We start from the raw sequence: 13,624 nt of genomic DNA, 5'->3' as shown, positions 1-13,624 counted from the left end.
TACATAATTTTTTTGCATATTTATTAACTTGGTGAAATTAATTATCTGAATTGAACTTCCAAGAAAAGCAAAAAAGACAAAATTGTTCGAGGGGGAAAGCAATTTGAGAAGGGTAAACGTGTGGAAAATGCTATTTGTTGTTTTTGTTTCTTTGGTACTAATGGCTGGCTGCTCCAGCAAAGAAAGCGGAACGGATGAGAAAGAAAGCTCTGGAAGCTCTTCAAGCTCGAATGAAGAAGAATTAGTGATTGCGGTAAATGAAAACTTTATATCCATGGACCCGCATAATACGGGCGATACGAATTCAAATTCTGTCCAGACGGCCATGTTAGAGGGATTGCTGGGATCGGATGAAGAAGGGCAAATTATTCCGCAGCTGGCTGAGGAATACAGTGTCAGTGACAATGCACTGGAATATTCATTCAAACTCCGGCAGGGTGTTACCTTCCATGATGGAGAGCCGTTCAATGCAGAGGCGGTTAAAACCAGCTTTGAAAGGATTATGAAGGATGAGAGCCTCAGGTTAAATAGCCGCGGTTTCAATCTTATTACCAGCATCGATGTGATTGATGATTATCAAATTAAAGTCACATTAAAGGAACCATATGCAGGTATGCTGACAAGATTTGTTTCCGCTAAAATCTTAAGCCCGAAGCTGGTCAATGATTCTTCCGGTGATATCGGCAAAACACCAGTTGGCACCGGTCCATTCAAGTTTGTGGAATGGGTTCAGGGGGATCATCTAACAGTTGAAAGATTCGATGATTATTGGGATAAGGCTGATCGTGTGAAAAAGATTACTTACAAACCTGTTCCAGAAAACGGCTCCCGTGTAGCTATGCTTAAAACAGGCGAAGCACATGTGATCTATCCGGCGCCAGTTCAAAACTTGAAGGAATTGGAGAGCAATTCAGACGTTGAAATTCATAAGATTCCTTCCACGATTGCCCGATATGTATCCATCAATACGATGAAAGAGCCTTATGATGACGTCCGCATTCGCCAGGCCATTAACTATGCAGTGAATAAAGAGGCATTCATAAGTGTCGTAAATTCCGGCTACGGCTTGCCGCTGGATTCGATTATACCTAGCAAAACCCAGTTTTACTCCAAACAGGAAACCTATGATCACAACATTGAGAAAGCAAAAGAATTAATGAAAGAGGCTGGATTTGAAGATGGCTTCAATGCTGAAATTTGGGGTAACACCAATTCAGATACATTGAAGGGAATGCAGTTTATCCAGCAGCAGTTAAAAGAAATTGGCATTACGGTTGAAATTAAATCAATGGAAGAAGGCACGCTGTCAGATGAGATTTATGGAGCTCAGACACCGGAAGAGGCAAAGGTGCAAATGTGGTATGTCAGCTGGTCTGCGTATCCATCCGATACCACCAATGCAACGAAGCCATTGTTCAGCAGCAGCTCATTCCCGCCGGATGGAGCGAATACTGCATACTACAAAAATGATGATGTAGATAAGTGGATTACAGAGGTAAATCAAACAGCAGATCCTGACAAGCAGGCAGAAATCTACAGCAATATTCAATCAGCTATCTACAAAGATGCACCTTGGATCTTCCTTGGGGTAGATGAGATTCTAGCTGGTTCAAGGTCCAATGTCGAGGGCGTCTTCATTTCTCCAACAGGCGGAATTAATGTGACAGACGCGAATCTTAAGTAAAAGCAAGGTAATCAGAAGAGGCAAAGGTTGTGTACCACCTAATGCCTCTTCCTTTCTAAGAAAGGGGTTTTCATTTTGCTTCAATATATCCTGAAGAGAATCCTGGAAATGATCCCAATCCTATTTATTGTTTCAATATTAATCTTTTTCTTCACTCATTTAATTCCTGGAGATCCTGCCAGATTAGTTGCCGGAAAGGATGCAACTCTTGAAGAGGTCAATATCATCAGGGCGGAATTGGGGCTCGATAAACCTATTTGGGATCAATACATTACATACATGAGCAATTTGTTTCAAGGAGATTTGGGGACTTCCTTAAAGACAGGTCTTCCGGTTTCAGAGATGTTTGCAGACCGCTTCATGCCCTCCATCTATTTAACGTTCATGAGTATGGGCTGGGCATTGGTGCTTGGTTTGTTAATAGGCACACTGTCTGCGGTATTCAAAAATAAATGGCCGGATTATCTTGGGATGGTCACAGCCGTTTCTGGAATTTCCATGCCGGGATTCTGGCTTGGGTTGATTCTTATTCAGATTTTTTCTGTCCAGCTTGGCTGGTTTCCAACAGGGGGGGCCGAGAGCTGGAAAAGCTATATATTGCCTTCCCTCACTTTAGGCGCAGGCATCATGTCCATGCTTGCCAGATTTACCCGGTCATCATTGCTTGAAACATTAAGAGCCGATTTTATCCGGACGGGAAGAGCGAAAGGGTTAAAGGAATCAGTAGTCATTCCAAAGCATGCACTGAGAAACTCTTTAATTCCTGTAGTCACTATTGCAGGGCTGCAGTTTGGCTTCCTGCTTGGAGGATCAGTTGTAGTAGAAACCGTCTTTAGTTTTCCGGGAATGGGACGATTGCTGATTGATTCCATTGCCTTCAGGGACTATCCAGTCATCCAGGCCGAGCTATTGCTTTTTTCCATTGAATTTATTCTCGTTAATTTAATAGTAGACATCATGTACAGTATGCTGAATCCGAAAATACGCTACGTTTCCTAGAGGAGGGGAATCATGGAAATCATAAAAGAAGTAAATGCCTATACCCCAGTGATTCCAAAGAAAAAATACTCACCTGTTAAAGAATTCTTTAAGAATTGGAAAAAGCAAAAAATGGCATTTGGGGCAAGCATTTTTATCCTGCTGCTAATCATCATTGCCATCATTGGGCCTTATATTGCACCCTATGATCCTTATGAGCCCGATTATAATACGACGCTGCAGGGTCCGAGCAATGAACATTGGGCAGGCACGGATGAATACGGACGCGATATTTTCAGCCGGCTGCTCGTCGGTGCGAGAATTTCGCTTGGTGTCAGTTTTCTGGCCGTTTTTTTGGGAGCGGCTGGAGGAATCATCCTTGGACTAATGAGCGGTTATTTTGGCGGCTGGCTGGATCGTCTTATAATGCGGGGCAGTGATGTCATGTTTGCGTTTCCGGATCTGCTGCTGGCAATCGCCATTGTGGCCATTTTAGGGCCGGGATTAACGAATGTGGTAATTGCAGTATCCGTTTTCAGTATTCCATCTTTTGCAAGACTGGTAAGGGGCTCGACATTGGAGGGGAAAGAGACCGTCTTTGTGGAAGCAGCGAAATCAATGGGAGCCTCGCACCGAAGAATTATGTTCAAGCACATTTTCCCTGAAACTCTTGGAAGTTTAATCGTATTTATTACGATGAGAATTGGCACGGCAATCTTAGCGGCCTCCAGTTTGAGTTTCCTGGGTCTCGGTGCCAGTCCTGAAACACCGGATTGGGGTGCTATGCTCAGCCTTGGCCGTGATTATTTAGGAACAGCTTCCCATGTTGTCATGATGCCGGGATTAGCGATCTTTTTGACAGTGCTTGCTTTCAATCTTGTCGGAGATGGGCTCCGGGATGTCCTGGACCCTAAAACGAAGAATGAGTAAGGGAGATTGAATAATGGAGAAGCTATTGCAGGTAAACGAGCTGGAGACGCAATTTACAAAGGATAAGGAAAAGCTGAAAATTTTGCGGGGTGTCAGTTTTCATATCAATAAAGGAGAGGTACTCGGGCTCGTAGGGGAATCCGGCTGCGGCAAAAGTTTAACCTCCCTGTCAATCATGAAATTATTTAAAGGCACAAGCGGAGAAATATCGGGCGGGAGAATTTCCTTTAAAGGCGAGGATCTTACACATAAATCAGAGCGGGAAATGAGAAAGATCCGCGGAAAACAAATGGCCATGATCTTTCAGGAGCCGATGACTTCATTAAATCCCGTAATGAAAATAGGAGAACAGCTGCTTGAGCCAATCCGGCTGCATCTTGCTTTAAACGAAAAACAGGCGAAGGAGCATGTGATTTTTATTTTAAAGAAAGTTGGGATTCCCCGGGCAGAAGAAATCGTTTATGAATTTCCCCATCAGCTGTCCGGGGGGATGCGGCAAAGGATTATGATTGCCATGGCCATGTCCTGCAATCCTCAGCTTCTAATAGCAGATGAGCCGACGACTGCACTGGATGTAACCATTCAGGCGCAAATATTGGAGTTGATGAAACAGCTGCAGCGAGAGGAAGGCATGTCCGTTCTATTAATTACCCATGATCTGGGTGTAGTGGCGGAAATGTGTGACCGGGTAGCAGTCATGTATGCAGGCCGGGTAGTAGAGGAAGCAAATGTATTCGATTTATTTGAAAGCCCTAAGCATCCTTATACGAAAGGACTGATAGGATCTGTTCCAAAAATCGGGCAGAGGAAGGATAAACTGACATCCATTAAAGGGAATGTGCCTGACCCCAGCAATATGCCAAAGGGCTGCAAATTTGCGCCAAGATGCACTGAGGCCATGGCAATTTGTTTAGAGGAAGAGCCGAATGCCACTGATTTGGGAAATGGGAGAATGTGCAGCTGCTGGATGATTGAAGAAGGGAGGAAGAATGTATATGCCTGAGACACTGCTGAAAATAAACGGGCTGAAGAAGTCATTCACGCTTCCGGGCGGCATGTTTGCCAAAAAGAGATCATTAAAGGCAGTTCATGATGTGTCGTTCAGGATCGAGGAAGGAACTACATACAGTCTGGTTGGAGAAAGCGGCTGCGGCAAGTCTACAACAGGACGGCTGATCTCAAGGCTGCTGACTCCCAGCCACGGTGAAATTTGGATTGATGGCGAAGAAATTTCACAAAAGAAAGAATCACAGCTGAAATTGGTAAGAAAAAAGGTGCAGATGATCTTTCAGGACCCTTATGCATCTCTTAATCCAAGAATGAAAGTAAGAGAGATTATTGCCGAGCCTCTTGTGATCCATACGAAACTATCAAAAGCCGAACGGAATCACCTGGTGTCAGAAATGCTCGAAGTCGTTGGACTGACAGAACATCATGCAGACCGGTATGCTCATGAATTCAGCGGCGGCCAGCGCCAGCGGATTGGCATAGCCAGAGCGCTGATTATGAAGCCTAAGCTCATTATAGCTGATGAACCCGTATCCGCTCTTGATGTTTCCATTCAATCTCAAATCCTGAACTTATTAAAGGATTTGCAGACTGAATTTAATCTTACGTATCTATTTATTTCTCATGATCTAAGTGTAGTCGAACATATCAGCGACAGCATTGGGGTCATGTATCTTGGCACCATAGTTGAATCAGGCCCGAAGGATGTCATCTTCTCAAATCCGCAGCATCCTTATACAAAAGCACTGTTATCTTCTGTGCCAGTCCCGGATCCGCGGCTGAGAAGGGAGCGGATTGTCCTGCAGGGAGACTTGCCGAGTCCGGTTAACCCTCCTTCCGGTTGCCGCTTTCACACGAGGTGTCCTGCCTGTATGGATATTTGCAGAACAGTGGAACCAGAGGTGAAAAAAGGACTGGCTGATGATCATTTTGTTGCATGTCATTTAATGGATTAGCCAAACGTGCTGATTCAAGGAGATTTATCTTAAGGATTTTACGCACTGCAGGAATTTATCGGTCACTTTTCGGAGATATAGTTCAGAATTTAATTTTTTCGGTCACATGTTTAAAATATCGGCCATTTGGCGGAATATCAGCATTCCTGCAAATTCACTATAAAAATATAAGAAATAGGAGAGGATTTTCATGAAGGTTGGACTTAGCACGTACAGTTTGGTAAGAGAATTAAGAGATGGCAATATGACGGTTCTGGATGTGATCGACTGGATTGCCGAAAATGGCGGGGAACATATGGAAATAGTCCCTTATGGTTTTTCGGTTGTGGATAATGCGGAGCTGGCACATCAAATTAAGAAGAGAGCAGAAGCAGCAGGTATTGAACTTTCTGCCTATTCCCTGCCGGCCAATTTTGTTCAGCCGACACAGGAAGCATTCGAACAAGAAGTGGAGAGGCTGAAGGAGCATGTGGATATTGTTAATCTCATGGGCATTAAGATTATGCGCCATGATGTAACAGCATTTCAGCTGAAGCCAGAAGAAATGACGATTCACTACTTCGAAGAGCATTTTGATAAGCTAGTAGAAGGAAGCCGTCAAATCGCAGATTATGCAGCACAATACGGCATTACGACAACCATTGAAAACCACGGATTCAATGTCCAATCGAGCGACCGGGTACAGCGGGTCATTCATGAGGTGGACCGTCCTAACTTCAAAACAACTCTCGATGTCGGCAACTTCCTTTGCATTGATGAGGATCCGCTCGTTGGGGTGAAAAAGAATCTGAAATACGCGGCAACTGTCCATTTAAAAGATTTCTATATTCGCCCATATTATGAGAATCCGGGTGATGGAGTATGGTTCAGAACGGTAAATGAAAACTATTTGCGCGGAGCCATCGTGGGCCACGGAGATCTAAATATACGCGAGATTATCAGATTGATAAAAGGCTCCGGCTATGACGGCTATCTAACAGTGGAATTTGAAGGCATGGAAGATTGCAGGACCGGTTCGAAAATTGGCATGGATAATGTAAGAAGATTATGGAACGAAGTGCAGGCAGTGAATGATACTAAGCCGGTTTTGAAAGGGTGAAGAAAGTGGAGCCTTTAAGAGTCTGTATTATAGGAGCCGGATCCATATCTGATATGCACTTCAAGTCCTTTGCCAGCAATTCTGATGCTGTCCTATACGGAGTTTTTGATTATTCTGCGGAAAGAGCGGAAGCGAAAGCGCTGGAGTATGGAATCACCCATGTATATAGGGATATAGAAGAAGTGTATAGTGACCCGAATATCGATGCAGTAAGCATTTGCACCTGGAATAATAGCCATGCGGAAATATCTGTTGGGGCACTACACGCTGGAAAACATGTGCTGGTAGAAAAGCCTTTGGCCATGAATGTGGAAGAAGCGTTAAAAGTGGAAGCAGCTGTAAGGAATAGCGGGAAAACCCTGCAGGTAGGATTCGTCCGAAGGTTTGCTACAAATACAAAAGTGCTGAAAGCTTTTGTTGATAACGGAACTTTAGGCGACATTTACTATGCGAAAGCATCATGCCTGCGCCGTCTCGGAAATCCCGGGGGCTGGTTTGCTGACAAGGATCGCTCAGGGGGAGGCCCTTTAATTGACTTAGGTGTCCATGTCATCGATGTATGCTGGTACCTTATGGGCCGCCCTAAAGTGAAGTCGATTTCCGGAAATGTGTACAGCAAGCTGGGGAACAGAGGGAATGTCGAGAATTTGCGCTTTTATAAAGCGGCAGATTATCAAAAAGACCGTAATACAGTAGAAGATTTAGCAAATGCCCTTATAACGTTTGAGAACGGTGCCTCTTTATTTGTGGATGTATCCTATACACTTCATGCGAAGCAAGATGAAATTGGAGTCAAATTATATGGCACAAAAGGCGGCGCAGAACTGGAGCCTGAATTGGCCATTGTAAGTGAAGAAAATAACACCATTTTAAATATTCACCCGCAAATGGATCATTTAACATTTGATTTTGCCAATGCCTTTCAGAATCAGATCGATTCCTTTGTTTCAAGCTGCATAACAGGAACAAATCCTTTGGCGCCCGTTGAAGATGGGGTGGAAATGATGAAAATCCTCGCTGGCATTTATGAAGCGGCCGATAAGAAAAGTGAGGTGACATTTGCTTAAAATGGAGACTGTAAAACTTTCAAATAAAATTGGTGTCATGGTGGATAGTCTGCGGCTGCCCTTGTACGAAGGACTTAAAGTCTGCAGGGATATGGGGGCTGATGGTGTACAAATATACGCCGTTGAAGGAGAAATGGCTCCTGAAAATATAGATCAAGCTTCCCGAAAAAAACTTAAAAGCTATTTGGATTCCATTGGCCTGGAAATATCGGCACTTTGCGGCGACCTTGGAGGGCATGGGTTTCAGGATGCTGAGCAAAATCCTATTAAGATCGAAAAATCCAAACGTATTTTGGATCTTGCTGCAGAATTGGGAACAAATATTGTGACGACGCATATTGGCATTATTCCTGAGGAGCAGGACAGCCCCATATTTGAAGCCATGCAGACAGCATGTGAAGAACTGGCTGTTTACGCAAGAAGCATGAATGCCTACTTTGCCATTGAGACAGGTCCTGAACCTTCTGCCAGGCTTAAAGACTTCCTGGATACCCTGAGCACAAATGGAGTATCAGTTAATTTCGATCCAGCGAATATGGTTATGGTAACCGGAGATGACCCGGCAGATGGTGTTAGGCTCCTAAAGGATTATATTGTCCATACACATGTGAAGGATGGAAAGAGGCTTAAGCCTGCTGATCCCCGTGATGTCTACGGGTTCCTTGGATATGGCGGCGGTACAGACCATGCGAAAATTGCCGAAATGGTTGCCTCAGGTGAATATTTTAGGGAGCTTCCGCTCGGAAAGGGAAATGTTGACTTCGAGGCTTACTTCAATGCTTTGAACGAAATTAATTATCAAGGGTACTTAACGATTGAAAGAGAAGTGGACCAAAATCCAATCCGTGATATCGCGGAAGCGGTAGGGTTCATTAAAAGCTTTAGGTAAATGGATTCATGCTTTGAACAAAGTGTATAATGAGATAGGGATTTCCACTGAAAGCTTCCAAAATGGAAACGTATGATTTCTCTTTTGGAAGCTTTAACGAACTTGCACAGAAAAGTGATTTAGTTTTAAAGGATGTTGTTGGTTTTTCCAATGAAGGCGAGAGTCAACACGATTCTTTAAATGCACCTTCAGAGTTGGAAGTCTAAATCTGCAGGCATAAAGAAGGTAGGATAATGGAGAAACACGATCAGCTTTTAATGAAAAGACAAAATAAAAATCTTGTTCTTGATATTTTAAAGACCAAGTCTCCTATATCAAGGATAGATATTGCAAAAATGACGGGGATGAGCCCGACTTCCATAACACGAATTGTCACTGAGCTTCAGCTGCAGGGCTATCTAAGGGAAACGGAGGCAGTTGCATCGGGAGTAGGGAGAAAAGCAACCTTGCTGGAAGTTCGCGGAGATGTGCTTTATACAGTTGGCATTGAAATTGATAAATCCCTGCTGAAGGTTGGAATTGTCAATTATATTGGAGAAATGGTTTCATTACATAAGAGTAAAAGAAATGAATCAGAGAGTTATATGGAAACGCTTCATAAAATAGATGCGGTCATTCGAAAGATCATGGATGAAAACGAGATTCCTGCTGCTAAAATAATGGGCCTGGCAGTCGGTTTACCTGGATATATTGATTATAAAAACGGAATTGTAAAGATATCGGATCAGTTAAAGTGGAAAGATGCAAGCCTGGCTGAAGATCTGCAAAAGCTTACCTCTTTTAATGTCATAGTAGATAATGAATTAAAAATGAAGATTGTGGCAGAGAGCTTTACAGGCAAAGCGAAGAATTCGCAGAATTCCATATTAATAGGCATTGGGTCAGGAATAGGCTCTTCTATCATGCTTAATGGAGACATTTACAGAGGGGAAACCAATAATGCAGGGGAAATCGGGCATACCGTGATTGATCCTACTGGCAATGTCTGCAATTGCGGCAAAATAGGCTGTCTTGCAACCTATATTTCTGAAGGGGCGATCCTTGCTGACAGCAGGAAGGTGAAGGATATTTCTTCTATAGAAGATGTGTTCCAATCCTACCGGGACCGGGAGCCCTGGGCACTAAATATTATGGATAGAGCCTCCACTTATATTGCATTGGCCATCAGCAACCTCCTCTGTCTATATAATCCTGAAGTCATTATCTTAAGCGGCAATACGATTGAGAAGCTGCCTGAAATGAAGCAAGCCATTGAGCAAAAATGCGAGTTATATATATGGGAGCCATTGAAGCAATCGGTGAGAATCGTATATTCGGAATTAAGCGAGAACGGAGTTGTTCTTGGGGCGGCCATACAGGCCCAAAATCTCATGCTGGAGCTTGAGTAGATAAGCTAATTTTAAGGAGAGAACTGAATTGAAATACACTGCATTAGTAGAGGAAGTCAGGGGAGGACTGGTTGAGAATATTCATACGGGGATCATTTGCGGTATGAATAATCAATTAGAATCTTTTTATCAGGTTGGTGATGAAGAGCATTACACATACTTTCGCTCTGCTTCTAAGCCAATCCAGGCGCTGCCGGTATTTCTGACTGACATAATTGATAAGTACGGATTAACAGAGCAGGAAGCTGCACTGTTTACAGCTTCCCATCGAGGAGAACCCTACCATATTAAGGCGCTGGAATCCATGTTAGCAAAACTCCCTGTAAAGGAAGAAGAACTTTATTGCCCGCCTTCTTATCCTTTAAATATACAGCCAAGAGAAGAGATGATCAGACAAGGGATTCAGAAAAGGAGGCTTTATCACAATTGCGCAGGCAAACATATGGGATTTATTGCAGTATGCCGTGAATGGGGATTTCCAGTGGAGGGATACTGGAAAGAAGACCATCCTTTACAAAAGCACATCATGGATATTCTTTCTCATTTATCGGGCATCCCGGTCTCTGCTATTCATATTGGTATTGATGGCTGCGGGACCCCCGTTTTTGCCATTCCTTTAAAGAGGATGTCAGAAGTATACCTGAAGCTGGCTTGTCCCGATCTGATTCAAGATCCCCAGCTCCAGCTGGCAGTTTTTAAGATGACGGCCATTATGAATAACCAGTTCAATATGGTTGCATCACAGCATTTTATCTGTTCGATTTTATTGGAAGACAAGAATATTGTAGCTAAAGGCGGGGCCCAGGGTGTGTATTGCTTCGGACTAAAAAAAGAACGGGCTGGATTTGCCCTCAAAGTGTTAAATGGATCTGAGGATGTCTGGCCAAACATTGTAGCATCTATTCTTGAACAAATACACTATAGCAATCACGAAACCATAAAAAACCTGAGAAACCTAAGGCCTTCCGTTATTCGAAATGATGCTGGAATGGAAGTGGGATCTATAAAGGAAATATTCCAGTCCGAGAAATTGCCTTTAAATTAAAATTAGAACGCACGATTAAAGGAGATACATACATGTTAATAGAAGTGATCGCAGATACCCTAAGTGATGCGCTAATTGCCCAGGAAGCAGGAGCAGGCAGAATTGAACTGGTAACCGGGCTCGCAGAGGGCGGTCTGACACCAGGCTATGGCGTCATTGAAAGAGTGTGCAAGGAATTAAAGATTCCAGTAAATGTGATGATCCGTCCGCACAGCCGCGGGTTTTTCTATTCGGAAGAAGACCTTGACATTATGATTCAGGATATTAAAGTATGCAATAAATTAGGAGCGGCAGGTGTAGTGCTTGGCGTTCTTACACCTGATCATCAAGTACATAACGATCATTTGAAACGTCTAATCGATGCAGCAGGTGGTTTGGATATAACCTTCCACCGTGCCTTTGATGAGGCCGATGATCAATTTGCAGCATTGGAAAGTCTAAAACAGTATCCGCAAATTTCGAGAATCCTTACTTCCGGTGGCCGGAGAAGTGCTGCTGATGCAGCAGAAAGACTAAAGAGCCTGTATGAACGTACAGCAAATAGTCATTTAAAGATCATGGCGGGTGCAGGTCTTTCCATTGAAAATATCAGTGTGTTTTTGGATGAGGTGCCAGTCACTGAAGTTCATTTTGGTACAGGAGTTCGTGTGGAATCAAGCTATGAGCATGCGATTGATCCTGAGAGAGTGCAAAAGGTAAAGAAAATAATCGGTGCATAATGTGAAAAGGCTTTAGCGGAATGCGACCTGCTGAAGCAATATAAATTACAAGCCAAAACGCTCAGAGTTATTCTGAGCGTTTTTTTTGAGTGTAATTTTCTATAATTCTTAATCTTTATTTAAGGTGAATCGATGATAGATTCTTAAAGCGGTAAGAACCAATCCAATAATGAAAACAATCGCTAATAAGACCATTGCAGCAGGAAAAAGACCAAATGCATCAATTGTGGTTGAACTATTATTTTGTAATGTTGGGACAATAAAGAACAACCATCCGATTAATGATGCTGGAATTAATTGAGGAATTAATCGAAGGATAAATCTCCAAGTTGGTTGATGTTTCCGTTTTTTCGACCATTTTTTACTTCGCAGTATACCTCTTATTCCTAAAAGTAAGTAAATCAATGTGATAACGCGAAGGGATAAATCGATTATTTTAGGTGAAGGAGCTTTTGATTCAGGTTCTTGTCCCTCGGCTAATTGGATAATACCTGAACTAATCTCATAAGCGTGTTCTAAAGTAGGGGTAAAGCTATTTAGTAAAACTGCAACCGCATAGCCACTGCCAGGAACAATATCTTGTTGAGTTTGATACGTTGATACTGCACCGCTATGTGAGATTCGGACTGGTTTGACGCTTGGTGAGCTTAAAGACCAGCCAAGTCCGTATTTATTGCTGCCAGGCTGCTGTGAATAAGATTCTTCCAATAATTCTTTGGATAAAAGCTGTTGCCCAGAACTGTTTTTCCCTTCGTTCGTGTGCATAGCAAGCCATTTCCCCATATCTGATGCAGTTGATATGACACTTCCAGCCCCCATATTCATCGCTTCAAGCTCTGTCCAGGGTATTGCAGTTCCATAAGCTGTTACATATCCTTTAGGCAGTCCTTGTACAAAATCAGTAGAGTTCACTGTTGCAAGTGAATCACCCATTCCTAATGGAGAGAATATCTTTTGTTTAAGATATTGAGAGAATTCTATTCCGCTTACTTCTTCCACTAAGCGGGCTAAGAGCCAGTAGTTTGCATTGCTATAATAGTGTTTCTCTCCTGGATTTGATTGCAGATTCCAATCATATAAACGTTCCACTCCTGCTTTTAAGCTGCTCGATGGCGGAACAATAATCGGATTCGGAATCCCTGATGTGTGACTCATTAGTTGACGTATTGTAACTTCTTTCCATCGTGTGTCGTCAAGTTTTACCTCTGGTAAATATTTTATTACTGGGTCATCCAGTTGGATTTTTCCTTCGTCAACGAGCTGTAAAACAGCAAATGAAGTAAATGATTTGGATGTGGAACCGATTCTCATTAATGACTTTTCATTTATAGACATACCTTCAGAATCGTGACCATATCCTTTCTCATATACTAATTTACCATCTTCTACCACTACGATGGATGCACCGGGTAGTCCGTTACGTTCCATATAGTTAGTAACAAATTTATCAACATCTTCAGTTCTAAACGATTGAGCAGCATGTGCAGAAAAAGGAAGGTGGAACATAGGCATTACAAGAATTATTAAAAGAGGAATAAAAAATAATTTCTTCGTATTAAAAGGTATCAAATAATTTTCCTCCAGTAGATTTGTGTTTATTATGAAAGGCTCGAAGTACAAACATAATCATACAAGATAGTCTTTATTAGGTTAACCTGCTATAGACTAATTATTTTCTAAGCCCTCAGTCGTATTTGAAAATTCTGCTGTTAATGATGGTTATTTTCCATGTCAATTCATTGCAAACATTGTTATGACAATAAAAAAACAGACCAAATTGATATGCTGAATGGTCTGCTTCATATACTAATTCAATTGTTCTCTCCCTTATCGGAACCCGTTAACGAATTACACCTGTCTT

At 42.6% G+C, this 13,624-nt stretch carries 13 protein-coding genes; 12 read left to right on the top strand and 1 reads right to left on the bottom strand.

Translation table 11 applies throughout. The features are described from left to right. Positions 1 to 103: 103 nt before the first annotated feature. From AC0VZ9_RS16820 to AC0VZ9_RS16765, 12 genes are all read left to right on the top strand, one after another. Entirely contained in the window at positions 104 to 1,684 is a 1,581-nt protein-coding gene (locus AC0VZ9_RS16820; RefSeq protein ID WP_475396506.1) for a glutathione ABC transporter substrate-binding protein, read from the top strand. Between the two features lie 75 nt (positions 1,685 to 1,759). Beyond that, entirely contained in the window at positions 1,760 to 2,683 is a 924-nt protein-coding gene (gsiC, locus tag AC0VZ9_RS16815; RefSeq protein ID WP_009333796.1) for a glutathione ABC transporter permease GsiC, read from the top strand. 12 nt (positions 2,684 to 2,695) lie between these two features. After that, entirely contained in the window at positions 2,696 to 3,592 is an 897-nt protein-coding gene (locus tag AC0VZ9_RS16810; protein WP_019382316.1) for an ABC transporter permease, read from the top strand. Positions 3,593 to 3,605: 13 nt separating this feature from the next. Then, positions 3,606 to 4,595 carry an ABC transporter ATP-binding protein gene (locus tag AC0VZ9_RS16805; protein ID WP_475396505.1) on the top strand — a complete coding sequence of 330 codons (990 nt, stop codon included), beginning with the start codon at positions 3,606 to 3,608 and terminating at the stop codon, positions 4,593 to 4,595. Further along, complete coding sequence (locus AC0VZ9_RS16800; RefSeq protein WP_475396504.1) at positions 4,588 to 5,556, top strand: ABC transporter ATP-binding protein; 969 nt, start codon at positions 4,588 to 4,590, stop codon at positions 5,554 to 5,556. Before AC0VZ9_RS16805 ends, AC0VZ9_RS16800 begins: the two co-directional genes overlap by 8 nt. Before the next feature lie 190 nt (positions 5,557 to 5,746). Next, entirely contained in the window at positions 5,747 to 6,655 is a 909-nt protein-coding gene (locus AC0VZ9_RS16795; protein WP_341001600.1) for a sugar phosphate isomerase/epimerase family protein, read from the top strand. A gap of 5 nt (positions 6,656 to 6,660) precedes the next feature. Further along, complete coding sequence (locus AC0VZ9_RS16790; RefSeq protein WP_251156092.1) at positions 6,661 to 7,722, top strand: Gfo/Idh/MocA family protein; 1,062 nt, start codon at positions 6,661 to 6,663, stop codon at positions 7,720 to 7,722. Between the two features lies 1 nt (position 7,723). Next, a complete protein-coding gene (locus AC0VZ9_RS16785; RefSeq protein WP_251156091.1) occupies positions 7,724 to 8,611 on the top strand; it encodes a sugar phosphate isomerase/epimerase family protein in 888 nt (295 codons plus the stop codon). Positions 8,612 to 8,673: 62 nt separating this feature from the next. Further along, entirely contained in the window at positions 8,674 to 8,817 is a 144-nt protein-coding gene (locus AC0VZ9_RS16780) for a hypothetical protein (protein WP_251156090.1), read from the top strand. Between the two features lie 27 nt (positions 8,818 to 8,844). Then, positions 8,845 to 9,999 carry an ROK family transcriptional regulator gene (locus AC0VZ9_RS16775; protein ID WP_071155584.1) on the top strand — a complete coding sequence of 385 codons (1,155 nt, stop codon included), beginning with the start codon at positions 8,845 to 8,847 and terminating at the stop codon, positions 9,997 to 9,999. A 28-nt stretch (positions 10,000 to 10,027) separates the two neighbouring features. Continuing rightward, positions 10,028 to 11,044: an asparaginase gene (locus AC0VZ9_RS16770; RefSeq protein WP_475396503.1), complete on the top strand. Its 1,017-nt coding sequence runs from the start codon at positions 10,028 to 10,030 to the stop codon at positions 11,042 to 11,044. A 32-nt stretch (positions 11,045 to 11,076) separates the two neighbouring features. Then, complete coding sequence (locus AC0VZ9_RS16765; protein WP_019382308.1) at positions 11,077 to 11,763, top strand: copper homeostasis protein CutC; 687 nt, start codon at positions 11,077 to 11,079, stop codon at positions 11,761 to 11,763. 108 nt (positions 11,764 to 11,871) lie between these two features. On the opposite strand, the gene AC0VZ9_RS16760 is transcribed toward AC0VZ9_RS16765, so the two are convergent. After that, complete coding sequence (locus AC0VZ9_RS16760) at positions 11,872 to 13,332, bottom strand: serine hydrolase domain-containing protein (RefSeq protein ID WP_475396502.1); 1,461 nt, start codon at positions 13,330 to 13,332, stop codon at positions 11,872 to 11,874. Positions 13,333 to 13,624 lie beyond the last annotated feature (292 nt).

The sequence above is a fragment of the Cytobacillus sp. QJM3NY_8 genome, from assembly GCF_056173585.1.
This window is presented reverse-complemented; position numbering and strand designations above follow the sequence as displayed.

What these genes read in the sequence shown, in the direction of transcription:
- AC0VZ9_RS16765 (WP_019382308.1), top strand. Translation starts at nt 11,077, where the DNA reads ATGTTAATAGAAGTGATCGCAGATACCCTAAGTGATGCGCTAATTGCC.
- AC0VZ9_RS16805 (WP_475396505.1), top strand. Translation starts at nt 3,606, where the DNA reads ATGGAGAAGCTATTGCAGGTAAACGAGCTGGAGACGCAATTTACAAAG.
- AC0VZ9_RS16795 (WP_341001600.1), top strand. Translation starts at nt 5,747, where the DNA reads ATGAAGGTTGGACTTAGCACGTACAGTTTGGTAAGAGAATTAAGAGAT.
- AC0VZ9_RS16810 (WP_019382316.1), top strand. Translation starts at nt 2,696, where the DNA reads ATGGAAATCATAAAAGAAGTAAATGCCTATACCCCAGTGATTCCAAAG.
- AC0VZ9_RS16785 (WP_251156091.1), top strand. Translation starts at nt 7,724, where the DNA reads ATGGAGACTGTAAAACTTTCAAATAAAATTGGTGTCATGGTGGATAGT.
- AC0VZ9_RS16775 (WP_071155584.1), top strand. Translation starts at nt 8,845, where the DNA reads ATGGAGAAACACGATCAGCTTTTAATGAAAAGACAAAATAAAAATCTT.
- AC0VZ9_RS16780 (WP_251156090.1), top strand. Translation starts at nt 8,674, where the DNA reads ATGGAAACGTATGATTTCTCTTTTGGAAGCTTTAACGAACTTGCACAG.
- AC0VZ9_RS16800 (WP_475396504.1), top strand. Translation starts at nt 4,588, where the DNA reads ATGCCTGAGACACTGCTGAAAATAAACGGGCTGAAGAAGTCATTCACG.